The organism is Paraburkholderia sediminicola, assembly GCF_046027825.1.
Classification (GTDB): Bacteria; Pseudomonadota; Gammaproteobacteria; order Burkholderiales; family Burkholderiaceae; genus Paraburkholderia; species Paraburkholderia sediminicola_D.
In genome coordinates this window covers 1-26,629 of the sequence record NZ_JAQQDU010000063.1, presented here as the reverse complement: position 1 = coordinate 26,629, position 26,629 = coordinate 1, and the positions used below count along the sequence as shown (strand labels likewise).

Below are 26,629 nucleotides of genomic sequence, written 5' to 3'. Positions count from 1 at the left end.
TTCCAGACCGACGTTCTCAAGCCGGCGCCGGTTGCCGACGCGCCGTGCGATACACCGGGAAGCGCACGGTAAAGGTACTGCCACGGCCCTCTTCGCTCTTCACGTCGAGTTGCGCATCGTGCCGTTGCAGCACATGCTTGACGATGGCGAGGCCGAGGCCCGTCCCCCCGGTATCGCGAGAGCGGCTGCGATCGACGCGATAGAAGCGCTCGGTGAGCCGTGGAATGTCCGCAGCCGGAATGCCAAGACCACTGTCGACAACAGAAAACGTCGCGCTCCCACCGCTCGCGTGCCAACTCACCCTGATCGCACCGCCGTCCGGCGTATAGCGGATCGCATTGGTCACGAGGTTGCCCAACGCACTGAGTATTTCCGTCTCGACGCCGGTTACAGTGAGGCCTTCGTCGGCATCGAACACGATCTTGTGATGGTCGCTCGACAGGTTTTCCGCGTCGTCCCTCAGATGCCGTAGCACAGCGCGCATGTCGATCATCTGATCGCTCGGCGGCTTGTTGTCGCCTTCGAGCTTCGCGAGCACCAGCAAGTCGTTGACGATATGACGCATGCGCGAAGCCTGCTGCTCCATCAGTTCGAGGTAGCGCGCACGCTCGGCTTCGCTTAACGGCAGTTCTCGCATCGTCTCGAGGAAACCGGAGAGCACCGTCAGCGGCGTCTTCAGTTCATGCGAGACATTGGCGACGAAATCACGCCGCATCGCATCGGTGCGCTCCAGCTCGGTGATGTCCTGCGAGAGCACCAGCTTGCGATTCTCGCCGTATGGAAATACCTGAACGGACAGCACGTTCTGGCGCTTTTCGCCCATGCCGCGCATGATCAGCATCTCTTCGTAGCGCTGTGAATTCAGATAGCGCACGAAATCCGGCTGACGCACCAGATGCGTGATGTGCTGGCGCAGATCGCGTTTCGCATCGAGTCCGAAATGAAGTTCGGAGATCGCGTTGCACCACTCGATCTGATCGTGATCGTCGAGCATCGCCACGCCGTTGGGTGAAGCCTGGATCGCCTGGATGAAACGCGAATGCTGCTGCTCGACCTGGCGCACCTGTGCATGCCAGCGTTTCGCGAGCTTATGCAGACGGTAATAGATTTCGCCCCAGATGCCGGGTGCGCTCGGCACTTCGCCGTAGACTGGCGCGTCGAGCAAATGCCACAGACGTTGTTTGTGAAAGGTGCTGAAGAGGCTCTGCGCGACCAGCATGACGATCGCGAGGATCAGCCCTGCCTTGACGTTCACGAGTGCGCCGACCACCACGCACAGAACAGCCAGCAGCACGACCGACACGATGGAGCGCGCCCAGATGATGTTCATGTTCTAGCGATCGAAGAGAAAACCGTACACGCCGGGATCTGAAAACCGCGGCGCCTGACGTAACCGATGTGGCGTACGTGACATCCATGACGCGCGTGGTGGCTTGGACAACGCCACTCGCAACGTCACTCGCGCTACCGCAAAAAGTCAGGCACTCTTCGCAAGCCGGTAGCCGCTGCCGCGTACCGTCTCAATCATAGCATCGCAGCCGGCCGGCTTGAGTGCCGCGCGCAGACGCTTGATGTGCACGTCGACCGTGCGCTCTTCGACGAACACGTGATCGCCCCACACCTGATCGAGCAGTTGCGTGCGGCTGTGCACGCGCTCCGGGTGCGTCATGAAGAAGTGCAGCAGACGGAATTCGGTCGGGCCGAGATCGAGTTTGATCTCGCTGCCTTCGGCGTGCGCGGCCACCCGGTGTGTTGCCGGGTCGAGCTTCAGGCCGTTGATCGCGACCAGATCCTCGGTGAGCTGCGGCGCGCGGCGGCGCAACACCGCCTTGATACGCGCCATCAGTTCTTTCGGCGAGAACGGTTTGGTGACGTAGTCGTCAGCACCGATTTCCAGACCGAGCACCTTATCCTGTTCGTCGCCACGCGCGGTCAGCATGATGATCGGAATATGCTTGGTGCGCTCGTTGTTGCGCAGATCGCGAGCGAACGCAATGCCCGATTTGCCCGGCAACATCCAGTCGAGCAGCACGAGATCGGGCAATACATCGCTGATCAGGTTCTGCGCCTGCTCCGCGTTGTACGCGCGAATCGGGCAGTGTCCGGCGTGTTGAAGATTGACCGAAATCAATTCGGAAATGGCGGGCTCATCTTCAATGACGAGAATGCTGCTGGGCATCGGCACCTCTGGTCCTTATCTCTGGATTAACTGAGTGCTTCGCGTTCGAGCGCGTCGCGCGACTTGTGCCGCACGTCGGTGCCCTTGACGATGTAGATGATGAATTCGGCGATGTTCTTCGCGTGGTCGCCAATCCGTTCGATCGCCTTGGCGATGAACAGGAAATCCAGACCCACCGAAATCGAACGCGGATCTTCAGTCATGTACGAAATCAGCTTGCGCACGAAGGCGCGGAATTCCTCGTCGATCGCTTTATCGTCGCGCATGATCTGCGCGGCGGCGACCGTGTCGAGTCGTGCAAATGCGTCCAGCGCGCGGCGCAGAATCGACACCGCCATTTCGCCCGACAATTTGATCTCGGCGATATTGATGCTGCGCGAGGCCCCGTCTTCCATCAAACGCTTGGTGCGCTTGGCGATTTTTTCGGCTTCGTCGCCGGCGCGCTCGAGATTCGTGATGGTCTTCGAAATCGCGATCAGGAGGCGCAAGTCACGCGCGGCCGGCTGACGGCGCGCGATGATGTTGCTGCACTCTTCGTCGATCTCGACTTCCATCTTGTTCAGGCGATCTTCGGCGGCGATCACCTGCTCGGCGACGTCGAGGTCGAAGTTGTTAAGCGCGATCATCGCGTTGACGATCTGCGATTCGACCAGGCCGCCCATTTCGAGCACCTTCGAAGAAACGAGGTTCAGGTCGGCGTCGAACTGGCTGGACAGATGCTTATCGGACATGTCGTACTCCGTTATTTTGCGCGGCGGCTTAGCCGAAGCGGCCAGTGATGTAGTCCTCGGTTTCCTTGCGGACCGGCTTGATGAAGATCTTTTCGGTGTCGCCGAATTCGATCAGTTCACCGAGGTACATATAGGCAGTGTAGTCCGAACAGCGCGCGGCCTGTTGCATGTTGTGGGTGACGATCACCACCGTGTAATCGCTTTTCAATTCGGCGATCAGTTCTTCGATGCGGCCCGTGGAAATCGGGTCAAGTGCGGAACACGGCTCGTCGAGCAGCAGCACTTCAGGACGGATCGCGATACCGCGTGCGATACACAGACGCTGCTGCTGGCCACCGGACAAACCGTAGCCGCTCTGGCCCAATTTATCCTTCACTTCGTTCCACAGCGCGGCCTTGGTCAGCGCCCATTCCACGCGGTCGTCCATTTCCGAGCGCGGCAGCGTTTCGAACATCTTTACACCGAACGCGATGTTGTCGTAGATCGACATCGGAAACGGCGTCGGCTTCTGGAACACCATGCCGATCCGTGCGCGCAGCAGCGAAATATCGCGCTTGGAGGTCAGCAGGTTTTCGCCGTCCATGAGGATCTCGCCCTCGGCGCGTTGTTCCGGATAGAGCGCGTACATCTTGTTGAGCGTGCGCAGCAAGGTGGACTTGCCGCAACCCGACGGGCCGATGAACGCGGTCACCTTGCCTTCGGGAATCCGCAGGTTGATGTTCTTCAGCGCGTGATACTTGCCGTAGAAGAAGTTCAGGTCGTTGATCTCGATCTTCGGGCTCGACGGGACTTGAGCCTGGCCGCTTTGAGCGGGATCGAAGCCGGCGGGCGCCGTCGGACGGGCGGCCTGATTGAGTTGAGTTTCTGCCATATTCATCGGATTACACTCCGCCCTTACTTATTCGAAAAGATCGATCGCGCGAGGATGTTCAATCCCAGCACCGCGAGCGTGATCAGGAAGACACCGGCCCACGCGAGCGATTGCCACTGCGCAAACGGGCTCATCGCGAACTTGTAGATCGTGACCGGCAGGTTCGCCACCGGCTGGTTCATGTCCATCGAGAAGAACTGGTTCGACAACGCCGTGAACAGCAGCGGCGCCGTTTCACCGGCAATGCGCGCGACGCCGAGCAGCACGCCCGTGACGATACCGGCGATCGAAGCCTTCAGCGTGATCGACAGTACCATCTTCCACTTCGGCGTACCGAGTGCGAAAGCGGCTTCACGCAGCGCATTCGGCACCAGCTTCAGCATGTTTTCGGTGGTGCGGATCACGATCGGAATCTGCAGCAAGGCGAGCGCGAACACGCCGGCCCAGCCGCTGAAGTGACCCATCTTCGCCACCACCAGCGCGTAGACGAACAGACCGACTACGATCGACGGTGCCGACAACAGAATGTCGTTAATGAAACGCGTGAGACTAGCGAGCCAGCCCTTCTGACCGTACTCGGCGAGATACACCCCCGCCAGAATACCGATCGGCGTGCCGACGAAGGTTGCAAGCCCAACCAGCATCAGGCTGCCGACGATCGCGTTGGCGAGACCGCCACCATCGGTGTTCGGCGGCGGCGTGGATTGCGTGAACAATTCAATCGACAGGCCGCCGATACCAAGGTGCAGCGTCGTGTAAAGAATCCACACGAGCCACAGCAAGCCAAACGCCATGGCTGCGAGCGACATGGTCAGCGCAACCGCATTCTTCGCGCGGCGACGGCCTTGCAGACGCACGCGCATCGCTTCGAGCGCGGCTTCGTCGTGTGAACCCGGCATATTCAAGGTGGACTGGCTCATTTCGCGCCCTCCCCTTTTTCGAGGCGAAGCAGCATGATTTTCGAAATTGCCAGTACCACGAAGGTAATCACAAACAGAATCAACCCGAGTTCCATCAGCGCCGACGTATGCAGGCCCGGATCCGCTTCCGCGAATTCATTGGCGAGCGCCGAGGTAATGCTGTTGCCCGGCGAAAACAGCGAGACGTTGTCGAGCAGATTGGTGTTACCGATCACGAACGTGACCGCCATCGTCTCGCCGAGCGCGCGACCGAGGCCGAGCATCACGCCGCCGATCACGCCGCTCTTGGTGAAGGGCAGCACGATCTTCCACATCACTTCCCAGGTCGTGCAGCCGATGCCGTACGCCGATTCCTTCAGCAGGACCGGCGTGACTTCGAACACGTCACGCATCACCGAGGCGATGTACGGAATGATCATGATCGCGAGAATGACGCCCGCGCACAGAATGCCGATGCCGATCGGCGCACCCTGAAACAGCGCGCCGACGACAGGGATGCCGCCGAGCAGCGTGCCGAGCGGTTTTTCGAACCACGTTGCGAAGATCGGCGCGAAGACCAGCAGACCCCACATGCCGTAGACGATCGACGGAATTGCGGCGAGCAGTTCGATGGCGATACCGAGCGGACGGCGCAGCCACGCGGGTGCGAGTTCGGTCAGGAAAAGCGCGATGCCGAAGCTAACGGGCACCGCGATGATGAGTGCAATGAGCGAGGTCGCGATCGTGCCGTAAATGGGCACCAGCGCGCCGAATTGCTTGCTAGGTGGATCCCAGTCGGCGGTCCACAGGAACGCGAGACCGAACTGCTTGATCGACGGCATGGAGGCCACGACCAGCGAAACGATGATGCCGCCGAGCAGCAACAGCGTGATGATGGCGGCGAGGCGGGCAAGGCCGCCGAAAATGACATCGCCGGCGCGGCTGGGCGCTTTCTGCTGAGAAGCGCTGCCGGGCGGTGTCGACCTCGCCGCGCCAGACGCTAATTGGATATCGGACATGAGAGCCTGATGGACCTGTTTCCAGTTGCCGTATGACACCTGTCATGCGGCGGGTAATGCTGGCGTAATGCCGGGGTAATGCCATTGGCCATCCTCGAATGAGGACGGCCAATGTAGTGCTAGCTGCTTACCGACTAAAACGCTCAGTCAGCGATCGGCTTGCCTGCAGCATCCTTCACCTGCGCCTTCCACTTCGTGCGGATTTCCGCCGTTACCGACTCCGGCAACGAGATGTAGTCCAGATCGTTTGCAGCCTGGGTGCCATTCTTGAACGCCCAGTCGAAGAACTTCAACGTTTCCGTGCCTTGCGCCGGCTTGTCCTGCGCCGTGTGCAGCAGCACGAAGGTCGCGCCGACGATCGGCCATGCGTCCTTGCCCGGCTCGTTCGTCAGAATCTGATAGAACGACTTCGACCAGTCAGCACCCGCAGCCGCGGCCTTGAACGTTTCCGTCTTCGGCTCGACCACAGCGCCCGTCGAGTTCTTCATGGAGACGTACGTCATGTGGTTTTGCTTCGCATACGCCCATTCCACGTAGCCGATCGCGCCCGGCAGACGTTGAACGAAAGCTGCGACGCCGTCGTTGCCCTTGCCGCCCGTGCCCGTCGGCCAGCTGACCGTTGCGCCTTCACCAACCTTCGCCTTCCAGTCTGCGTTGACCTTCGACAGGTAGTTCGTCCAGATGAAGCTCGTGCCCGAACCGTCAGCGCGGCGAACCACGGCGATGTCGGTATCCGGCAGCTTGACCTTCGGGTTCAGTGCAACGATCGCCGGATCGTTCCACTTCTTGATCTTGCCCAGGTAGATGTCGCCGAGCACTTCGCCCGACAGCGTCACATCACCGGCTTTCACGCCCGGCACGTTGACAACCGGCACCACGCCACCGACAACCGTCGGGAACTGGAACAGGCCTGCCTTCGCGAGTTCATCGTCCTTCAGCGGAGCATCCGAGCCAGCGAAATCGACAGTCTTCGCTTCGATCTGCTTGATACCACCCGACGAGCCGATACCCTGATAGTTGACCTTGCCGCCGCCCGACTTCACGTAGGCATCAGCCCACTTCGTGTAGATCGGTGCTGCGAAGGTGCTGCCCGCGCCGGTGATGTCTGCGGCTTGCGCTGCGATCGCGAAAAGCGCGCCAGCGACGCCAGCGAACACGGTGTGCATCAATTTCATGAGACCTCCAAGGGTGTGAGCGGTGTGAGCGAATAACACGAACACCGCGAAGCTTAGGGTCTCTTTATGACAGTAACGTGACTAACCGTGAAACAGATGTGACAGTATGATTACCAGATGAAAGGCGTTTTGACGGACAAATTGCCGGTTTAGCGGATTTTCAGGCGTCGCTCTACAGATTAGGCGATAAAAATGGGACGCGAACGTTTGCGTGCGGGGAGCGGGTGCGGCGGGGATTTGATGCGGGGTAGCGGCGGACATTGCCAGCGGCTAAGCCGGCGGAGACCGTCTACCTGGAAAAGTGCAGCGGGACGACCAGATCGTCGTCCCGCCTGACTGGCCTGCTTTGAAGCGCGTGACTTAAGCGGTCGCCTGCTTCACTGCTGCAGCGATGGTTTCCGCATGCTGAACGGCGTCGCCGACATTCTCCGCTTCCACCATCACGCGCAGAACGGGTTCGGTGCCCGAGGCCCGAATGAGCACGCGACCGCGGCCGTTCAGCGCCTCTTCGGCCTTGCTGATGGCGCGGCGGATCACGTCGCTGCCCTTCCAGTCCGCGCCGGGCTGCATCTGCACGTTGATCAGCTTCTGCGGGAACAGCGTCACGCCCTGGAGCAACTCGGCGAGCGTTTTGTCGCTGCGCTTCATCGCGGCCAGCACCAGCAGCGCCGACACGATGCCGTCGCCGGTCGAATGGCGGTCAAGGGAGAGAATATGGCCGGATCCTTCTGCACCGAGTTGCCAGCCATGCTCACGCAACTGCTCGAGCACGTAGCGGTCACCCACTGCCGCGCGGACGAATTTCACGCCGGCTTCCTGCAGCGCAACTTCAACCGCCATATTGGTCATCAAGGTGCCGACTGCGCCTTCCACCTTGCCGTCCGTCGCCATCCGGTCTTTGACCAGCACGTACAGCAGTTCGTCGCCGTTATACAGGCGGCCGGCCGCATCCACGACCTGCAGCCGGTCGGCGTCGCCGTCGAGTGCGATGCCGAGGTCCGCGTGGTTCGCGCGCACCGCGCGCACCAGCGCGTCCGGAGCGGTCGCGCCAACGCCGTCATTGATGTTGAAACCGTTCGGCGCGACGCCGATCGGAATGACATCGGCGCCGAGTTCGTGGAACACGTGCGGCGCGACGTCGTACGCGGCACCGTGCGCGCAGTCGATCACCAGCTTCAGACCGCGCAAGTCGAACGCCGCCGGGAAGGTGCTCTTGCAGAACTCGATGTAGCGGCCGGCTGCGTCGTCGAGACGCCGCGCCTTGCCGAGTTGCTCGGAGGCCGCGCAGTCGAGCGGCAGTTCAAGGCGTTCTTCAATCTGCGATTCCACTTCGTCGGGCAGCTTGTTGCCGTCGGCGGAGAAGAATTTGATGCCGTTGTCATAGTACGGGTTGTGCGACGCGCTGATCACGACGCCCGCGGCAAGCCGCAGCGCGCGCGTCAGATAGGCGATACCCGGAGTCGGCATTGGACCGGCCAGCATCACGTCCACGCCCGCTGCTGAAAAACCTGCTTCGAGTGCCGCTTCGAGCATATAGCCCGACACGCGCGTGTCTTTACCAATCAGCACCGTGGGCCGCGCCCCCGTCCTGGCCCAGCGATCCGCGCCCGCAAGCACCTTGCCGGCGGCGTAGCCGAGCCGCAATACAAATTCCGGTGTAATCGGGCCCTCGCCCACTTTGCCCCGAATCCCGTCCGTTCCGAAATAACGACGTGCCATCTTTTATGTTCCTCCTTGGCTTTGGGTTCAACCGAGTGCGCGGCTGCAATTCGCCGCGTCGCGCATGGCTGCCCATACTTTTAATGCATCCACTGTCTGCGCGACGTCGTGCACGCGCAGAATTGCCGCGCCGCGTTCGGCGGCACACACCGCTGCAGCGATGCTGCCCGCGACGCGCTCCGGCGCCGGGCGCCCGACGACCGCGCCGACCATCGACTTACGCGACATGCCGGCGAGAATGGGGTACGGCGGCTCGGCCTGCGGCGCTGTGTCCGGCAGGTGCGCGAGCAGCGCGTAATTGTGTTCGACCACTGCCTTGCCGAAGCCAAAGCCCGGATCCACGCTAATGCGCGCACGGGCGATGCCCGCCTGCTGCAGCGTCGCCACCCGTTCCTCCAGAAACTGCCGAACTTCGCTCACCACGTCATCATAAGCGGGCTCACCGAGTTGCATGGTTTGCGGCTCGCCGAGCATATGCATCACACATAGACCGCATTCGCTATCGCGCACGGCATCAATCGCACCCGGCATCCGGAAGCCCCAGATATCGTTGATCAGGTCGGCACCCGCCGTCAGTGCGTGACGCATCACTTCTGGCTTATATGTATCGATCGACAGCGGCACATTCGCGCTGCGCAGTTGCTCGACAAGCGGGATCACCCGCTCCAGTTCTTCGTCGAGCGGCACGGGCGGCGCACCCGGGCGAGTCGACTCACCGCCGATGTCGATGATGTCCGCGCCATCGAGCAGCATGCGCTCGGCCTGACGCAGCGCATCGCCGCGCATCGCGTACTGACCGCCGTCGGAAAAAGAATCGGGTGTGACGTTCAGGATGCCCATGACCAACGGGCGTTCAAAGCTCAACTTGAAGCGGCCGCACTGCAGCGGTTCGGGGAGGGGAAGAGAAGGAAATTCGACTTTCGACACGTAGCGGTCAATCACGTAAAACAGATAAATGCAAAACGGGCCGGTGTGAAACACACCGGCCCGCACTTTCTTCTGGTCGCCTATCAGGCCGGCGCGGTCGCGCTGCCCGGTTTGACCTCAGTGCCCGGGCTACCGCCCGACGAGGCGTCGCCAACCGACGGCGGCGAACTCTTTGGCGAACGCGGCGGACGGCCTGCCATGATGTCGTTGATCTGATCGGCGTCGATCGTTTCCCATTCCATCAGCGCGGCGGTCATCGCTTCAACCTTGTCGCGATTCTCGTCCAGCAGGCGCTTGGCGAGGTTGTACTGCTCGTCCAGCACGCGGCGGATTTCCGCGTCGACCTTCTGCTGCGTCGCTTCCGAAATGGTCCGCGTGAAGCCACGGCCAAACGGCGTTGCGTCGTTTTCGTCGTCGACGTAGACCATCGGTCCGAGCGCGTCGGTCATACCGAAGCGAGCCACCATGGCGCGGGCCGTAGCCGTTGCCTTGTTGAAGTCGTCCGACGCGCCGGTGCTGATCAGGTTCAGGAACAACTCTTCCGCGACACGGCCACCGAACAGGATCGCGAGGCGGTCCAGCAGGTAGTCCTTCGAATACGTTTCGTTGTCATGCTCCGGCAACTGCCACGTGACGCCCAGCGCACGGCCACGCGGGATGATCGTGACCTTGTGCACCGGATCGGCCTTCGGCAACAGCTTGGCGATGACCGCGTGACCCGACTCGTGATACGCCGTAGCACGCTTCGATTCTTCGCGGATCACCGCCGACTTGCGCTCCGGACCCATGAAGATCTTGTCCTTCGCGTCTTCGAAATCCGCCATCTCGACGATGCGCTTGCCGCGACGCGCAGCAAACAACGCGGCTTCGTTCACGAGGTTCGCCAGATCGGCGCCCGAAAAACCCGGCGTGCCGCGTGCGATAACCGCTGCGTCGACGTCGTTCGAAATCGGCACCTTGCGCAGGTGAACCTTCATGATGTGCTCGCGGCCGCGGATGTCCGGCAGACCGACGTACACCTGGCGGTCGAAACGGCCCGGACGCAGCAGCGCCTTGTCCAGCACGTCCGAACGGTTCGTGGCAGCGATCACGATCACGCCCGAGTTCGCTTCGAAGCCGTCCATCTCGACCAGCATCTGGTTCAAGGTCTGTTCGCGTTCGTCATTACCGCCGCCCATGCCGGCGCCACGATGACGGCCGACCGCGTCGATTTCGTCGATGAACACGATACACGGCGCATGCTTCTTGGCCTGCTCGAACATGTCGCGCACACGAGCCGCACCGACACCCACGAACATTTCCACAAAGTCCGAACCCGAGATGCTGAAGAACGGCACCTTCGCTTCACCGGCGATAGCCCGCGCCAGCAGGGTCTTACCGGTTCCCGGCGGGCCGACCAGCAGCACGCCGCGAGGAATACGCCCACCCAGCTTCTGGAATTTCTGCGGGTCGCGCAGGAAGTCGACCAGTTCAGAGACTTCTTCTTTGGCTTCGTCGCAACCGGCGACGTCGGTGAAATTGATTGCGTTGTTGTTTTCGTCGATCAGACGTGCACGGGATTTACCGAACGAGAACGCACCGCCTTTCCCGCCTCCCTGCATCTGTCGCATCATGTAGAACCAGAACCCGATGATCAGGATCGTCGGTCCAAGGTAGTACAGCGCGGACACCAGCGCATTCGGTTCGTCATCAGCCTTGCCGCTCACCTGAACGCCATACTTCATCAGATCGCCGACCATCCAGATGTCGCCGGGCGACACGATCTGGTACTTCTGGCCGTCTGCTGGAGTGACCGTGAGGTTCCGCCCCTGGACAATGACGTTCTTGACCTTGCCGTTCTTCGCGTCGTCCATGAACTGCGAATAGGAAACGCCTTCCTGGACACGGGGCTTGTCGAACTGCTTGAACACCGTAAACAGCACCAGTGCGATAACCAGCCACACTGCTGCTTTCGAAAACATATTGTTGTTCAAAGCACCACTCCTTCACTTAGACGGGCGCCTACATTTGCCTTGCGGCACCACGAAAGCATTCTAATCCAGTCCGCAGACCCCTGCCATAAGGTTTCGCTACCACATAAATAGCGTAGCGGACCATCACGGCGCCAATTTCCGGCGCCATGGGCACCTATCGGCAGATGCGGGACCTTCCTGCAGCGCGCCTATGCGGGCCGCTTGAGATGCTTACCCAAAATAAATGTTTCTGACGACTTATCCCGCGAGGCTTTCGGCTTGCGGGCCGCCACCACCTTGAACTGGCGCTTAAACTTTTCGACAATCTGGCTATAACCGCTGCCATGAAAACATTTGACTAAAAGGGCGCCATCCGGCTTCAGGTGGTTTTGCGAGAATTCCATCGCGATATCGCACAGATGCTCGATTCGCGCGGCATCCGCCACCGCCACTCCCGACAGGTTGGGCGCCATATCCGAAATTACAAGGTCAACCTGGCGCTCCCCGACCAATTCTTCCAATTGGAGGAGAACCGAGTCTTCGCGGAAGTCGCCCTGAATGAAATGGACGTCGGCGATCGGCTCCATCGGCAGCATATCCAGCGCGATGATCGTGCCGTCGATGCCGCCCTCGCGCTCGGCGTCGCGCTGCGAGCCCTTGGCGAGCTTGTTACGGGCATACTGACTCCAGCTGCCAGGCACCGAACCGAGGTCGACAATCACCTGACCTGGCCGGATGAGCTTGTCCTGCTCGTCGATTTCCTTCAGCTTGTAGGCTGCGCGGGCGCGATAGCCCTCCCGCTGCGCCATTTTGACGTACGGGTCGTTGATGTGATCATGCAACCACGCCGTGTTGAACTTGTTTTTTGCCATTAAAGGTGAACTCTTGCTGCGAAATGTGGCGCTTTAGGGGATAATACGCGGTTAATTCGCGCGGCCACCGCCAAAACTGGCAGTCATCCGCGATTCTGTTGTTCTGACGCGCCGCCCTGCGCTATTGGCCGAATCTCTCGGAAATGCAGGTGCCGCCATTTTAGTCGAGTCTCCCACTTTCCATGCCAGCCCTCAAAGTCTCTTCCGATCAACGCGCCGAATTGCGCTCCCAGGCACATGCGCTCAAACCGGTCGTGCTCGTCGGCGCCGAAGGCTTGACCGACGCTGTGCTGTCGGAGATCAAGGTCCACCTTGGCGCCCATCAACTGATCAAAATCCGCGTGTTCGGCGACGAACGCGAAGAGCGCATCGCCGTCTACGAGCAGATCTGCGACCAACTGAACGCTGCGCCGATCCAGCATATCGGCAAGCTGCTGGTGATCTGGAAACCGGAAGCCGCAGCACAACCCGCGGTGAAGGCCAAGCGCGGCGCCCTGCCGAGCGCCCGCGAAGCGGCTGTTGAAGCCAAACCGGGTAAAGGCCGCGCCCCGCGCGTGGTCACGGTGGTGAAACCCAGCGAAATCCCGATGCGCAAGCCGAAGGCAAAAGCTGTCGTGGTGCGCGGCAATGAACGTGTCACGCAAGGCGGCAACGTCAAGCGCGCCAAAAAGCGCCAGACCAGCGCGAAGCGTGCGCATCAGTCGTCGAAGTAAGCGAATGATGAGGGGTGCGGGCGGTGTCCGCACCTTGGCGTGAACTGCTCGGGCAAACTGCCTGGGTCATGCCGCCAGGGTCATGCCGTTTGAATCACGCCTGAGTCACTCTTTGGACCACACTCTACAGGCAAACCCGCCTCAGCAGGCCAGAACCACGCCACTTAACTGGCTACGTTCCCTGCAGCGCTGCGAGTGCCCTGCTCCGCTGTCACAACGCCGAAGCTCGCCGGCAGCTTCCACACCAGCGCCACACCCAGCAGGCTCTCGATCAGATAAAACAGACTCGAGACGCCGTGCAGGATGCCAAAGCGCGTCGCATAAGCCGAATGCCCGACATCACTACCCGCTTCCAGCGCGGCGATGCGCAGTGCATTCATGAACGGCTGCAACGCAAAGTAACCCACCAGCACGCATACCAGCATACCGGCGATCAACCAGCGCAAGCGACGATACGCGTCGCTGCCGCGGCGAACCAGTACGTTCGCCAGACCCAGCAGCAAAATGCCGCACACCGCGCCCAGGATGCCCTCGATACGAAACAGTTGCGCCGCCACGGCGCCCGCCGTCACCCGGTCGAGCGACGTGAACAACACCGGCGCGACGGCATAGCCGATCGTCAACAGACTACCGACCCACACCACCGTCAACAGACGGAACAGTCGATGCGGCATCAAGGACACCGGGGCCGCCTTCAAACGTAGCTAACCGCGATGATTTCGTACTCGCGCACGCCGCCCGGCGCCTGCACCGATGCAACGTCGCCTTCCGACTTGCCGATCAACGCGCGCGCGATCGGCGAGCTGATCGAGATCAGACCGTGGTCGATGTCCGCTTCGTCGTCGCCGACGATCTGGTATTTGACCTTCGCGCCCGAATCGAGGTCTTCGAGTTCGAGCGTCGCGCCGAACACGACACGGCCGTCCGCCTCCACCTTGGACGGGTCGATGACCTGCGCGCCGGCCAGCTTCGATTCGATTTCGGCAATACGGCCTTCGACGAAGCCCTGCTTCTCCTTCGCCGCGTCGTATTCCGCGTTTTCCGACAGATCGCCCTGGGCACGCGCTTCCGCGATCGAATTGATCACCGAGGGACGCTCAACCGATTTCAGGCGCTGCAATTCATCGCGCAACATTTCCGCGCCGCGCTTCGTCAATGGAACAGTGCTCATAAACAACTCTATGCAAAAAACAGCCGTAAAAAAAATCACCGCGGTTAAGTGCATTCCGCAAGGGCCGGAGCGCGGGACCAAACCCGGCCCGCAGCACCTGCGGAACGCCGCTTAACCGCGGCACTTACATCTTGGACAGGTATTCGAAGCCTTAGTTTAGGCGAGCGTGAAGACCTTGTAAATCATAGACTTCCAGGTTCTTCAAATAGCGCAAACCTTCTACCGCGGCCCGTGCACCGGACATCGTCGTGTAGTACGTGACCTTGTTCGCCTGGGCGCTCATGCGGATCGAACGCGAGTCGGCGATCGCCGCGCGGGTTTCGTCGACGGTCGTGAAGACCAGCGCGATTTCGCCGTTCTTGATCATGTCGACGATGTGCGGACGGCCGTCCTTCACCTTGTTGACGACCTTGACCGGCACGCCGGCCGCTTCGATCGCGGCAGCCGTGCCCTTGGTCGCGACGATCGGGTAGCCGAGTTCGTGCAGCATGCGCGCGACTTCGACAGCCTTCGGCTTATCGGCGTCCATCACGGTCAGCAGCACCGTGCCCGACTCCGGCAGACGCGAACCCGCCGCGAGTTGCGACTTGAACAGCGCTTCGCCGAACGTCTGGCCCACACCCATCACTTCACCGGTCGAACGCATTTCCGGTCCGAGCACAGGATCGACTGCCGGGAACTTGACGAACGGGAACACCGCTTCTTTCACGCTGAAGTACGGCGGGTCGATTTCCTTCGTCACGCCCTGATCGGCGAGCTTCTGGCCGACCATCGCACGCGCTGCGATCTTCGCGAGCGGCAGGCTGGTCGCCTTCGACACGTACGGCACCGTACGCGATGCACGCGGGTTCACTTCCAGCACGTAGATGACGTCTTCCTTCGAGCCATCCGCCTGCGGCACCTGCTGGATCGCGAACTGCACATTCATCAGGCCGATCACGTTCAGCGCCTTCGCCATTGCGCCGGTCTGGCGCTTCAGCTCAGCAATGGTTTCCTTCGACAGCGAGTACGGCGGCAACGAGCAAGCCGAGTCGCCCGAGTGAACGCCCGCCTGTTCGATGTGCTCCATCACGCCGCCGATGAATACGGCTTCGCCATCGGAGATGCAATCCACGTCGCATTCGATCGCGTCGTTGAGGAAGCGGTCGAGCAACACCGGCGAATCGTGCGAGACCTTCACGGCCTCGCGCATATAGCGCTCGAGATCGCGCGGCTCGTGGACAATTTCCATGGCGCGGCCGCCCAGCACGTACGACGGACGCACCACCAGCGGGTAGCCGATTTCCTCGGCGAGCTTCAGGGCTTCGTCTTCAGCACGCGCGGTACGGTTCGGCGGTTGACGCAGGCCGAGGTCCTGCAGCAGCTTCTGGAAACGCTCGCGGTCTTCCGCGGCGTCGATCATGTCCGGCGACGTGCCGACGATCGGCACACCGTTCGCTTCGAGATCGAGCGCGAGCTTCAGCGGCGTCTGACCGCCGTACTGAACGATCACGCCGACCGGCTTTTCCTTGTCGACGATTTCGAGCACGTCTTCGAGCGTCAGCGATTCGAAGTACAGACGGTCGGACGTGTCGTAGTCGGTCGAAACGGTTTCAGGGTTGCAGTTGACCATGATCGTTTCGTAGCCGTCTTCGCGCATGGCGAGCGCAGCGTGCACGCAGCAGTAGTCGAACTCGATACCCTGGCCGATCCGGTTCGGGCCGCCGCCCAGCACCATGATCTTCTTGTTGTTGGTCGGATTCGCTTCGCACTCTTCCTCGTAAGTCGAGTACATGTAAGCGGTTTTCGTCGCGAACTCGGCCGCGCACGTGTCGACGCGCTTGTAGACCGGGCGCACGTTCAACTCGATACGGCGTTGACGCACTTCTGCCGGCTTCGCGCCGAGCAGCTTCGCGAGACGCCGGTCCGAGAACCCGCTTTGCTTCAGATACTTGAGCTCTTCCTTCGACAGGCTTGCCAGCGTACGGCCGGCCAGCGCCTTTTCCTTCAGGACGATCTGTTCGATCTGCGCGAGGAACCACGGGTCGATCGAGGTCTCTTCGAAAATCTCTTCGGCCGTCATGCCGACGCGGAACGCGTCGCCGACATACCAGATGCGGTCCGGACCGGCTTCGCCGATCTCGCGGATGATCTCGTCGCGGTTGACGGTCTTTTCGTCCAGACCGTCCACACCCACTTCCAGACCACGCAGCGCCTTCTGGAACGATTCCTGGAAGGTGCGGCCAATGGCCATCACTTCGCCGACCGACTTCATCTGCGTGGTCAGGCGCGAATCGGCTTCGCGGAATTTTTCGAACGCGAAACGCGGGATCTTGGTGACGACGTAGTCGATCGTCGGTTCGAACGACGCCGGGGTCTGACCGCCGGTGATTTCGTTCTTCAGTTCGTCGAGCGAGTAGCCGACCGCGAGCTTCGCCGCGATCTTGGCGATCGGGAAGCCGGTGGCTTTCGACGCCAATGCCGACGAACGCGACACGCGCGGATTCATTTCGATCACGACCATGCGGCCGTCTTTCGGATTGATCGAGAACTGCACGTTCGACCCGCCCGTGTCCACGCCGATTTCGCGCAGCACGGCGAGCGATGCGTTACGCAGGATCTGATACTCCTTGTCCGTGAGCGTTTGCGCCGGCGCGACGGTAATCGAGTCGCCGGTGTGGATGCCCATCGGATCCAGGTTTTCGATCGAGCAAACGATGATGCAGTTGTCCTTTTTATCGCGGACCACTTCCATCTCGTACTCTTTCCAGCCGAGCAGCGATTCTTCGATCAGCAATTCGCGCGTGGGCGACAGGTCAAGACCGCGCTTGCAGATCTCTTCGAATTCGTCGCGGTTGTACGCGATGCCGCCACCGGAGCCGCCCAAGGTGAACGACGGACGGATCACGACCGGATAACCGCCGCTCCCCGTTTGCACGGCGATGTCGGCCTGCACCTGCAGCGCTTCTTCCATCGAATGCGCGGTGCCCGATTTGGCCGAACCGAGGCCGATCTTGGTCATCGCGTCTTTGAACTTCTGGCGGTCTTCTGCCTTGTCGATCGCTTCCGGCGAGGCGCCGATCAGCTCGACCTTGTACTTGTCCAGCACGCCGTGCGCATGGAGATCCAGCGCGCAGTTCAGCGCGGTCTGGCCGCCCATCGTCGGCAGGATCGCGTCCGGGCGCTCCTTGGCGATGATGCGCTCCACCACTTCCCACGTGATCGGCTCGATGTAGGTCACGTCGGCCGTGTTCGGGTCGGTCATGATCGTCGCCGGATTGCTGTTGACGAGAATGACCTTGTAGCCTTCCTCACGCAGCGCCTTGCATGCCTGCGCGCCCGAGTAGTCGAACTCGCACGCCTGGCCGATGATGATCGGACCCGCGCCGATAATGAGGATGCTCTTGATGTCTGTCCGCTTGGGCATAACGCTCTCGCTAATGTATTCCTGAATTCTTTCCGTCGGCGCGCGTCGTTTCACCGTTGCGCGCGCTCTGCTGTGTGCGGCTCGCCTTGCGTGCGCCTACTGCGCCAATCGCGTTACGAGCCGCGCGCCGCTGGGGCGCCTCACACGCTGCTGCTTATGCCGCTGCGGCCGCTGCGGTCTTGCCAGCCTTCTTCGCGTCCATCAACGCCGTGAAGCGGTCGAACAGATAGGCGATGTCGTGCGGACCGGGCGACGCTTCCGGGTGGCCCTGGAAGCAGAACGCCGGCTTGTCGGTCAGCGCGAAGCCTTGCAACGTGCCGTCGAACAGCGAGATGTGGGTGACCTTGGCGTTGGCCGGCAGCGTGTCGGCGTCAACCGCGAAGCCGTGATTCTGCGACGTGATGACCACGCGGCCGTCGTCGAGATCCTTCACCGGATGGTTGGCGCCGTGGTGGCCCGTCTTCATCTTCATGGTCTTCGCGCCGACGGCGAGGCCCATGATCTGGTGGCCAAGGCAGATGCCGAAGGTCGGGATGCCGCGCTCGATCAGCTCCTTGGTGGCACGAATCGCGTAATCGCACGGCTCCGGGTCGCCCGGGCCGTTCGACAGGAAGACGCCGTCCGGGTTGAGCGCGAGCGCGTCAGCCGCGGAAGCCTCTGCGGGCAGCACCGTGACGTGGCAGCCGCGCTCAGCCAGCATGCGCAGGATGTTGTACTTCACGCCATAATCGAACGCCACCACGCGATACTTCGGCGCGTTCTGCGTGCCGTAGCCGGAGCCCAGACGCCATTCGGTCTGGGTCCATTCGTAGGTTTCCTTGGTCGACACGACCTTCGCGAGGTCCATACCCGACAAACCCGGGAACGAACGCGCGAGCTCGATTGCCTTCGCCTCGTCATCCGAGCCGGCGAGAATTGCGCCGTTCTGCGCACCCTTGTCGCGCAGCACGCGGGTCAGCATGCGGGTGTCGAGACCGGCGATGGCGACCACGCCTTCGTCTTTCAGATATTGCGGGAGCGTGCGCTCCATGCGGAAGTTCGATGCGAGAACCGGCAGATCACGGATGATCAGGCCGGCGGCATGGACTTTCGTAGCTTCGACGTCTTCGGCATTCACGCCGACGTTACCGATGTGCGGATACGTGAGGGTCACGATCTGGCGCGCATAGCTCGGGTCAGTCAGGATTTCCTGATAGCCGGTGATAGCGGTGTTGAACACGACTTCGCCGATCGTATGCCCGGGGGCGCCGATCGAGTAACCACGAAAGACCGTGCCGTCGGCGAGTGCGAGCAAAGCGGGAGAAAATGACGGCAACACGGGAGACTCCTTGGGGAACACCCTGTTGCCGACCTGTCTATCCGACTGCGAGCCGCAGCGAAACGCATCGACAGGATGCGCGCGCAGACTCGCTCGCGTACTGCTGGTGACGTCGCAAGGGGCGCGATGGGTCCATTGTGTGGACGGATCGGCCGGGGTGCGGGGCGTCAACAGCGCGCGGCGGATGAACGGTATGGGAGAGGTAGGCGCTAGGGTGCGGGTTGATAAGCTCAAACCTTGAAATTATAGCGTGAAACTACCCTTCCCTCCAAATCCGAGATGGCGAGGTGGCATAGCAAGGCATGAACCAGAACGGGTCAAAGCCTTGCTGTACCTGGCTCGGAAACCGATGGACAAAATTTGTACGGGACAGAATCGGGATAGGCCCGGTAAATATTACGCCGCCCCGCCAACCCTCCGCAACGGCCTCAAACCTGCTGTTCGGCGCGCACGTGCGCCGGCTGAGGGCGCGTGCGGCTAGGCAATACGAACCAGATCGCGCTCAACACTTGCAACGCCACCAGAATGCCCCAGGCGGTCAGATGCGCCGCCGCCGGGTAATGTCCGCCACTGGCCGGCCAGCGCGACAGCACGGCGCCGACGCCGATCTGGAAGCAGAAAATCAGCAGAAAGATGATCAGCGTCAGCGTGGTATTCACCCGGCCGATCATCTGCGCCGGGAAGTGCCGCGCCATCACGGCGTAGCTGAGAATGCCCGTACCGCCAAAGACGCCGTACGCCGCCCACAGCAGGCTCGCGGGCAGCGGCACGCTGAACATGATCAGCAGTTGGGTGACGACGAACAGCGCCATACCGATGCCGCAGAAAAGGTTCAGCGAGATACCGCGGCGCTCCAGGCTGCGCGCCGCCGCGCCGAAGCCCACGCAGCCGGCCATCATCGCGAAGCCGAGAACCGACACCAGCGCGGCGGCTTCACGCGGCTCGAAGCCCTGCACATCGCGCAACCAGGCACCGACCCACAGCGATTGCATCGCGTAGAACACGCCCTGGGTGACGACCGAGAACGACGCGATCTTCCAGAATGCCGCGCTCCTCAGGATGTGCAACGTGCCTTTGAACTGGGCACCGAGGCTGGCCTGGTGATGGGTTTCCTTGGTGTCCGGCGTGAGGGTCCACTGCGCCACCGCCACCAGCACCGTCAGCAGACCCAGACCGACGCAGACCGCACGCCAACTGGAGAAGCCCAGTACCCACGTGAGCGGCGAGCCGACCATCACGCCACCGAAGCCGCCGATCGCCATCACCAGTCCGTTCATCAGTGGCAGCCGTGCCGACGCGAAATGCTGCGCCAACGCCTTGAAGGCGCCACCGAGGCAGACGGAGACACCGACGCCGATCAGCAGGCGCCCAACCATCATCATGCCGACGCTGTGCGCCGCGCCGAACACCCAGATTCCCAGCGCGGCAAATAGCAAGGTGACCGCCGTCACCCGACGCGCGCCGAAATGATCGAGCAGCACGCCAGCCGGAATCTGCGCGCCCGCGAAGCCGAGGAAATACAGACTGGTCAGCAAACCGAGATCAGTGGCCGACAGTCCGAGATCGTGCGTGATGAACGGCGCAAAGCCGAGATTGACACCGCGAAACACGTACGACACGAAGTAACCAGCGGAAAACAGCAGAAAAACGCGCAACTGGGTCGACGACATGAGTTTTTAAATGAGCGCCTAACAAGGCCGAAGCACGAAAGATAAATGAAATGCGCGAAATTCGCTTGAATTGCTCTGCAGAATGAAAAACGCCGTCACCCAAGGTGACGGCGTCGGAATAACACGGTGCGTGATCGGAGCGCAATTCATGCGCTGCCCCCGCAACGCATGTGGTCACTACCGTGGGTGCCGCTTTTTGGTCTACTTACCCTTCTTCGCGTTGGCCGCGGTCTTCGGGCGGCTGTCTGCCGCGGCCTTCGACGCCTTGCTGGACGTGGAAGCCGACACCTTCGTCACCTTGCCCTTGCTGGCGCTGGACGTTGTCGGCTTGCTCGCTTTACCCACCGGGTCAGACACCTTCACCACGGCGGTGCGGCCACGGCCCTTCTTCTTATCGTAGCGCGAATCGCTCTTCGTGTCTGCGACGCGGGTGCCGATCTTCTCGACACCGCCGCCCTGCACGTCCGTCGCGATGCGCTCCGGACCCGGTTCGCTCGGCATCGCCTTACCAACTGGTACGTGCAGCACGATCACCTGGCCACGCGAAACCTGATCGCGATGCGTGCGATTCCACGACTTCAACTGACCAATCGAGACGCCGTAACGCACTGCGATGGCGGCCATCGATTGATTGCGGCGCACGCGGATCAGCATTTTGCGGGTGTCGGGGACGTCCGGCTCCATGGCGAGCACGGCGCTTTCCGCGACGTCGGCGCTGATGTCTTCGTCGTCGTCCGAAGCACGCGGCACCACGATCGTGGAGCCCGGCTTCAACCGCATGCCGACCGGAATCTTATTCACTTCCATCAGCGTGTCAGCGTCGACACCGATCTTTTGCGCGATCGCCGCCGGCGCAGCACGTTCGGTGACCGTGTACGTAGTCCACGACGACAGCGAACCGGTGTACGTCTTCAGATTGCGTTCGAACGCGCTCGCATTGTCGAATGGCAGCAGAATTTGCGGCTGCGTGGCACCGAGAATCACCGGTTTTCTGAACGACGGGTTCAGCGAGCGGAATTCATCTGGAGAAAGATTCGCGAGCTTCGCCGCCGTGTCCACGTCGATGTCGTGCGAGGTCGTGACCGTCACGAAATACGGGTGGTTCGGAATCGACGGCAGCGTGAGCCCATACATTTGCGGGTTCATCACGATGTTCTTCACCGCCTGCAGCTTGGGCACGTAGTTACGCGTCTCGTTCGGCATGCGCAGACTGAGGTAGTCGGTAGGCAGCCCCGCCGCTTCGTTGCGGGCGATCGCACGCTGTACGTTGCCCTCGCCCCAGTTGTAAGCGGCGAGCGCCAGTTGCCAGTCGCCGAACATATCATGCAGACGCGACAGGTAGTCGAGCGCGGCGCTGGTCGAGGCCAGCACATCGCGGCGTTCGTCCTGCCACATGTTCTGCTTGAGGTTGTAGGTGCGGCCCGTACCCGGCATGAACTGCCACATGCCGGCGGCTTTCGCCACCGACAACGCCTGCGGGCTGTACGCGGATTCGATGAACGGCAGCAACGCGAGCTCGGTCGGCATATGGCGCGCTTCGAGCTCTTCGACGATGTGGTACAGATATTTCTGCGAGCGCTCGGTCATGCGCTGCACGTAGTCAGGGCGCTGCGCATACCAGTTGACCTGCATGTCGACGAGGTCGGTCTGCAGATCCGGCATTTGAAAACCACGGCGAATACGGCCCCACAAATCGGCGTCCGGGCTCGTCAGCTGGTCGACCGAACCCTGGTCGACGTTAATCGTCTCTTTGGCGGTGGCTGTCTTGCGAAGGGCGTCGGCTACGGCTTGCTGACTGGCGGGGTTTGTTGCGGTGGTGGAACTATTCGTCGCCGGTCCCTGACTCGCGCAAGCGGCGAGTGTCAGGACCAACAACGCACTAAAGATAAATCGCATGAACGTCTCGGCTTCCACAAGGGCTGGAATTTGCAGCCGATAGTACGAAACGGCAACGTTTACGTCAATCGGAAAATGACGAAAAAAATCAAGGAAATCTTGGGCTTGGCGTATTTTTGCGATTCTTCGCGTGAGCAATACCCTGATGCCGATCAGGTCAACGGAAGCGGTTTTTCCATTCGCGCATCAGCGTAAATGCCGTCAAACGATCAGGCACTTTTTCGTGCAACTGTTCTTGCAAGGTAGCTTGAATCGCCGGATTGCCGGCGCGCAAAAATGGATTCACGGCGCGTTCGTGGGCGATGGTGGTGGGCAGCGTCGGCACGTGGCGCGCGCGCAATTCGCTCGCTTTGTCACGCCAGGCTTGCAGTTCGGCGTTGCCCGGCTCGCAGGCGAGCGCGAAGCGGATGTTCGACAACGTGTACTCGTGCGCGCAGTGAACCTCGGTCGCGCCCGGTAACGCGGCGAGCGAATCCAGCGACGCCAGCATCTGCGGGGGCGTACCCTCGAACAAGCGGCCGCAGCCGCACGCGAACAGCGTGTCGCCGCAAAATACGTGCGGCGTGCCGCGCGGGTCGGCCGCCTGAAAATAGGCGATATGACCGCTCGTGTGACCCGGCACGTCGAGCACGCTGAATTCGAGCGCGGGCGCCGCAATCGTCACGTGATCGCCATTTTCAAGACGATGCGTGAGGTGCTGGATCGCTTCACCGGCGGGGCCATACACGGGAACGGCCTGGCCGTTCAGCAGATCGGCCACCCCACCGACATGGTCTTGGTGATGGTGCGTGAGTAAAATAGCGCTCAACTGCCAACCCCGTTTCGCCAGATAGGCGCGCACAGGAGCAGCCTCACCCGGATCGACGACCACCGCATGACGCCCGTCGGAAACGACCCAGATGTAATTGTCTTCAAACGCCGGGACCGGTACGTACTCGAGCGCATTCATAGGCGACGCATTCTTTGATATGACTGACCGAGCAATTATAGACTGGCCTGCCTGGACCGACTCACCACCCGGCCGCTACGTACTCGAGTGGGAACAGACCCAGCTCGATCGCGTGGTGTCCGACGTGTTCGGTTACCATGCGCTGCAACTCGGCCTGCCTCAGCTCGACGCCCTGCGCGAAAACCGCATGCCGTGCCGCGGACTCGTGCTCGACGCAGCGAGCGGCGCGAGCGCGCCCTACGCTTTTCCGCGCGGCCTCGGGCGTGCCGGGAATGGCTTGGGGGGTGGCGCCGCGCAGGGTTTGCCCACGGGTTTGCCGGCGCCGGCCGGGCGCAGCGCCGTCTGGTGCGACCTGCTCGACTTGCCGTTTGAAGCACAAAGCGTCGACCTGATCGTGATGCCGCATACGCTGGAATTCACAAGCGACCCGCACCGGCTGTTACGCGAAGCGGAGCGCGTGCTCATGCCCGAAGGCCAACTGATCATTCTCGGCTTCAACTCGCTGTCGCTTTGGGGCGCGCGCCAATCGGTCGGCAAGGTGACTGGCCGGCCGTTCGTACCCGCGGCAGTCGACCTGATCGCCTTCACGCGCTTGAAAGACTGGATCAAGCTGCTGGGTTTCGACCTTGAACGCGGGCGCTTCGGCTGCTATCGTCCGCCGCTCGGCAGCGAACAATGGCTGTCCCGCTATGGTTTCATGGAAGCCGCCGGCGACCGCTGGTGGCCGATTTTCGGCGCCACCTACATGATCAAGGCGATCAAGCGCGTGCGCGGCATGCGCCTCGTCGGTCCGCTGAAAGTGAAGAAACCTGTCCTCGCCGCGGGCCTCGCGCCCGCCGCCACACCGAACACACGCAACCACACTCAATGACTTCCGACATCATCGACATTTACACCGACGGCGCCTGCAAGGGCAATCCCGGCCCCGGCGGCTGGGGTGCACTGCTGCGCTTCGGCGACCAGGAAAAAGAACTGTTCGGCGGTGAACCCAACACCACCAACAACCGCATGGAACTGATGGGCGTGATCGGCGCACTCGAAGCGCTCAAGCGTCCCTGCAAGGCCGTCGTGCACACCGACTCGCAATACGTGCAGAAAGGCATCAGCGAATGGATTCACGGCTGGAAAAAGAAAGGCTGGATCACTGCCGCGAAACAACCGGTGAAGAACGCCGATCTCTGGAAGCGGCTTGATGCGCTCGTCGCGCAACACGAAATCGAATGGCGCTGGGTGCGCGGTCACAACGGCCACCCGGAAAACGAACGCGCGGATCAACTGGCCAATCGCGGCGTCGCGTCACTCGCGGCAATGTGAAGCGGGCTGTAAAACCCGCAGCGGCACCAACGCGTGTGCCCTTCTTTTTTTGCTGATTTTTTAGAGCAGGCTAATCCGACATGCGTCAACTCATCCTCGATACCGAAACCACCGGCCTGAATGCACGAACCGGCGACCGGATCCTTGAACTCGGTTGCGTCGAAATGGTGAACCGCCGGCTCACGGGCAACAACCTGCATTTCTACATCAACCCGGAACGCGACAGCGATCCGGGCGCACTGGCGGTTCACGGGCTGACCACTGAGTTCCTGAGCGACAAACCGAAGTTTGCCGAGATCGCCGATCAGATTCGCGACTTCATTCAGGACGCGGAGCTGATCATCCACAACGCGCCGTTCGACATCGGCTTTCTCGATGCCGAATTTGCGCTGCTGGGTTTGCCGCCGGTGAAAACCTACTGCGGCGAGATCATCGATACCCTGGCGCGCGCCAAGCAGATGTTCCCGGGCAAACGCAATTCACTCGACGCGCTGTGCGACCGCTTCGGCATCAGCAATGCTCACCGCACCCTGCACGGCGCACTGCTCGACTCGGAACTGCTTGCCGAGGTTTATCTGGCGATGACGCGCGGCCAGGAAAGCCTCGTCATCGACATGCTCGGCGATTCGCACGGTGGCAGCGACGCGCACGCGCCGCGCATCGCGATCGACTCGCTGAATCTGGTTGTGATTGCCGCGAGCGACGACGAAGTCGCCGCGCATCAGGCCGTGCTCGACGGGCTCGACAAAGCGGTCAAAGGCACGAGCGTGTGGCGCCTTGATCCGTCACCGGCCGCGGATGAGCAAACCGCTTAAAAAGTACTAGACGAGTTGAAAAATCCCTGACATAATTCGGCTCTCTTCGGGTGGTTAGCTCAGCGGTAGAGCACTGCCTTCACACGGCAGGGGTCACAGGTTCAATCCCTGTACCACCCACCAGATTCGCGTGACCCGCAGAAATAAAGGCCCTCAGACGAAAGTCGAGGGCCTTTTTGTTTGCACCAAAACTGGCGAATTTTGCCTTTAGGGCGGAGAAGCGGCGGAGCGGAAAATTAGCCCAGACAACACATGATGACAATCACCGTCTGGAGCATCGCATGGCAGCAATCTGGAAACGCGGCAACTATTGGCGAGTAGAAATCCGGCGCCTTGGCCAACCAAAGCAGAATCGCACATTCGACACGAAAGCCAACGCTGAGGCTTGGGCGCGCCAAATCGAAACGAAGATGGACCGTGGTGAGTTCGTCGACCTGGAAGAGGCCGAGCGAAATACGCTCGGAGATCTGCTGCTGCGTTATAGCGAAAAAATTTCGCCGCAGAAGAAAGGCGGCGATCTGGAAATTATCAGGATCCGGAAGCTGCGCGCCGAACCCATCGCCAAAATCAAGGTCTCCGAGCTGCGTAGCAGACACATGGCTGAGTACCGCGATCGTCGGCTGGCTGGTGATTCGAAAACGAAACCTGTTTCCGGTTCGACCGTCAACCGCGAACTAAATCTGCTAAGCCACGTCCTCAATATTGCAAACAAGGAATGGGGTGTTCACGTTGCCGTAAATCCGGTCTCGGCAATTGGTCGCCCCAAAGAGAATCGCGCGCGCTATCGCCGGTTGCGCCGGTCCGCCGGACAAACTCCCGGCGAAGAAGAACGACTGCTGGCAGAACTCGAATTGAAGCCGCGCACCGCGACAGGCACGTATGACTCGGGCGGGTGCCGCAATGAATACGCCCGTCCAACCGTGATGCTGGCCATTGAGACGGCCATGCGCCGCAGCGAACTGCTCGGACTGCGCTGGCCTGACGTACATCTGACCGACCGCCACGTCCGACTACATGATTCCAAAAACGGCGA

23 protein-coding genes and 1 tRNA gene are annotated in these 26,629 nt (G+C 61.3%); 6 read left to right on the top strand and 18 right to left on the bottom strand.

The features are described 5' to 3' along the window. Positions 1 to 16: 16 nt before the first annotated feature. The 11 genes from phoR to PQQ96_RS28425 form a co-directional block, all read right to left on the bottom strand. A complete protein-coding gene (gene phoR / locus PQQ96_RS28475) occupies positions 17 to 1,330 on the bottom strand; it encodes a phosphate regulon sensor histidine kinase PhoR (RefSeq protein WP_408298835.1) in 1,314 nt (437 codons plus the stop codon). A gap of 147 nt (positions 1,331 to 1,477) precedes the next feature. After that, on the bottom strand, positions 1,478 to 2,179 hold the full coding sequence (phoB, locus tag PQQ96_RS28470) for a phosphate regulon transcriptional regulator PhoB (RefSeq protein ID WP_028199153.1): 702 nt from the start codon (positions 2,177 to 2,179) through the stop codon (positions 1,478 to 1,480). Between the two features lie 26 nt (positions 2,180 to 2,205). Further along, positions 2,206 to 2,910: a phosphate signaling complex protein PhoU gene (phoU, locus tag PQQ96_RS28465; RefSeq protein WP_408298833.1), complete on the bottom strand. Its 705-nt coding sequence runs from the start codon at positions 2,908 to 2,910 to the stop codon at positions 2,206 to 2,208. A 28-nt stretch (positions 2,911 to 2,938) separates the two neighbouring features. Then, positions 2,939 to 3,787: a phosphate ABC transporter ATP-binding protein PstB gene (pstB, locus tag PQQ96_RS28460; protein ID WP_074282688.1), complete on the bottom strand. Its 849-nt coding sequence runs from the start codon at positions 3,785 to 3,787 to the stop codon at positions 2,939 to 2,941. Positions 3,788 to 3,804: 17 nt separating this feature from the next. After that, positions 3,805 to 4,701 carry a phosphate ABC transporter permease PstA gene (gene pstA / locus PQQ96_RS28455; RefSeq protein ID WP_408298831.1) on the bottom strand — a complete coding sequence of 299 codons (897 nt, stop codon included), beginning with the start codon at positions 4,699 to 4,701 and terminating at the stop codon, positions 3,805 to 3,807. Then, positions 4,698 to 5,699 carry a phosphate ABC transporter permease PstC gene (gene pstC / locus PQQ96_RS28450; RefSeq protein WP_408298830.1) on the bottom strand — a complete coding sequence of 334 codons (1,002 nt, stop codon included), beginning with the start codon at positions 5,697 to 5,699 and terminating at the stop codon, positions 4,698 to 4,700. Before pstC ends, pstA begins: the two co-directional genes overlap by 4 nt. Positions 5,700 to 5,842: 143 nt before the next feature. After that, a complete protein-coding gene (gene pstS, locus PQQ96_RS28445) occupies positions 5,843 to 6,874 on the bottom strand; it encodes a phosphate ABC transporter substrate-binding protein PstS (protein WP_408298828.1) in 1,032 nt (343 codons plus the stop codon). A 360-nt stretch (positions 6,875 to 7,234) separates the two neighbouring features. Continuing rightward, positions 7,235 to 8,593 (bottom strand): phosphoglucosamine mutase, encoded by a 1,359-nt coding sequence (gene glmM / locus PQQ96_RS28440; protein WP_408298826.1) that lies wholly within the window; start codon positions 8,591 to 8,593, stop codon positions 7,235 to 7,237. Positions 8,594 to 8,620: 27 nt separating this feature from the next. Beyond that, positions 8,621 to 9,433 (bottom strand): dihydropteroate synthase, encoded by an 813-nt coding sequence (gene folP, locus PQQ96_RS28435; protein WP_408298885.1) that lies wholly within the window; start codon positions 9,431 to 9,433, stop codon positions 8,621 to 8,623. A gap of 170 nt (positions 9,434 to 9,603) precedes the next feature. Next, positions 9,604 to 11,493, bottom strand: a complete 1,890-nt coding sequence (gene ftsH, locus PQQ96_RS28430) for an ATP-dependent zinc metalloprotease FtsH (protein ID WP_074282683.1) — start codon at positions 11,491 to 11,493, stop codon at positions 9,604 to 9,606. 188 nt (positions 11,494 to 11,681) lie between these two features. Next, on the bottom strand, positions 11,682 to 12,344 hold the full coding sequence (locus PQQ96_RS28425) for an RlmE family RNA methyltransferase (protein ID WP_074282682.1): 663 nt from the start codon (positions 12,342 to 12,344) through the stop codon (positions 11,682 to 11,684). Positions 12,345 to 12,526: 182 nt separating this feature from the next. Here PQQ96_RS28425 and PQQ96_RS28420 point away from each other — a divergent pair, with 182 nt between their 5' ends. Continuing rightward, entirely contained in the window at positions 12,527 to 13,057 is a 531-nt protein-coding gene (locus PQQ96_RS28420; protein WP_408298824.1) for a YhbY family RNA-binding protein, read from the top strand. Positions 13,058 to 13,221: 164 nt separating this feature from the next. Here PQQ96_RS28420 and PQQ96_RS28415 read toward each other — a convergent pair whose 3' ends face one another. The 7 genes from PQQ96_RS28415 to gloB form a co-directional block, all read right to left on the bottom strand. Continuing rightward, positions 13,222 to 13,731: a DUF4149 domain-containing protein gene (locus tag PQQ96_RS28415; RefSeq protein WP_408298822.1), complete on the bottom strand. Its 510-nt coding sequence runs from the start codon at positions 13,729 to 13,731 to the stop codon at positions 13,222 to 13,224. 20 nt (positions 13,732 to 13,751) lie between these two features. Next, a complete protein-coding gene (gene greA, locus PQQ96_RS28410) occupies positions 13,752 to 14,228 on the bottom strand; it encodes a transcription elongation factor GreA (protein WP_097389983.1) in 477 nt (158 codons plus the stop codon). A gap of 151 nt (positions 14,229 to 14,379) precedes the next feature. Next, positions 14,380 to 17,634, bottom strand: a complete 3,255-nt coding sequence (gene carB / locus PQQ96_RS28405) for a carbamoyl-phosphate synthase large subunit (RefSeq protein ID WP_408298820.1) — start codon at positions 17,632 to 17,634, stop codon at positions 14,380 to 14,382. Positions 17,635 to 17,788: 154 nt separating this feature from the next. After that, complete coding sequence (gene carA / locus PQQ96_RS28400; RefSeq protein WP_408298818.1) at positions 17,789 to 18,952, bottom strand: glutamine-hydrolyzing carbamoyl-phosphate synthase small subunit; 1,164 nt, start codon at positions 18,950 to 18,952, stop codon at positions 17,789 to 17,791. A gap of 428 nt (positions 18,953 to 19,380) precedes the next feature. Next, positions 19,381 to 20,622: an MFS transporter gene (locus tag PQQ96_RS28395; RefSeq protein WP_408298816.1), complete on the bottom strand. Its 1,242-nt coding sequence runs from the start codon at positions 20,620 to 20,622 to the stop codon at positions 19,381 to 19,383. A 201-nt stretch (positions 20,623 to 20,823) separates the two neighbouring features. After that, on the bottom strand, positions 20,824 to 22,518 hold the full coding sequence (locus tag PQQ96_RS28390) for a transglycosylase SLT domain-containing protein (RefSeq protein WP_408298814.1): 1,695 nt from the start codon (positions 22,516 to 22,518) through the stop codon (positions 20,824 to 20,826). 157 nt (positions 22,519 to 22,675) lie between these two features. Continuing rightward, positions 22,676 to 23,467, bottom strand: a complete 792-nt coding sequence (gene gloB, locus PQQ96_RS28385; RefSeq protein ID WP_408298812.1) for a hydroxyacylglutathione hydrolase — start codon at positions 23,465 to 23,467, stop codon at positions 22,676 to 22,678. Between the two features lie 19 nt (positions 23,468 to 23,486). Here gloB and PQQ96_RS28380 point away from each other — a divergent pair, with 19 nt between their 5' ends. From PQQ96_RS28380 to PQQ96_RS28360, 5 genes are all read left to right on the top strand, one after another. After that, positions 23,487 to 24,338: a class I SAM-dependent methyltransferase gene (locus PQQ96_RS28380; protein WP_408298811.1), complete on the top strand. Its 852-nt coding sequence runs from the start codon at positions 23,487 to 23,489 to the stop codon at positions 24,336 to 24,338. After that, positions 24,335 to 24,781, top strand: a complete 447-nt coding sequence (rnhA, locus tag PQQ96_RS28375; protein ID WP_120303346.1) for a ribonuclease HI — start codon at positions 24,335 to 24,337, stop codon at positions 24,779 to 24,781. The genes PQQ96_RS28380 and rnhA overlap by 4 nt, the downstream gene beginning before the upstream one ends. Positions 24,782 to 24,861: 80 nt before the next feature. Then, positions 24,862 to 25,596: a DNA polymerase III subunit epsilon gene (gene dnaQ, locus PQQ96_RS28370; protein ID WP_408298809.1), complete on the top strand. Its 735-nt coding sequence runs from the start codon at positions 24,862 to 24,864 to the stop codon at positions 25,594 to 25,596. 48 nt (positions 25,597 to 25,644) lie between these two features. Beyond that, a tRNA-Val gene (locus PQQ96_RS28365) sits at positions 25,645 to 25,719 on the top strand. Between the two features lie 158 nt (positions 25,720 to 25,877). After that, positions 25,878 to 26,629 (top strand): tyrosine-type recombinase/integrase (locus tag PQQ96_RS28360; RefSeq protein WP_408298808.1); only part of this gene is annotated, 752 nt, incomplete at its 3' end.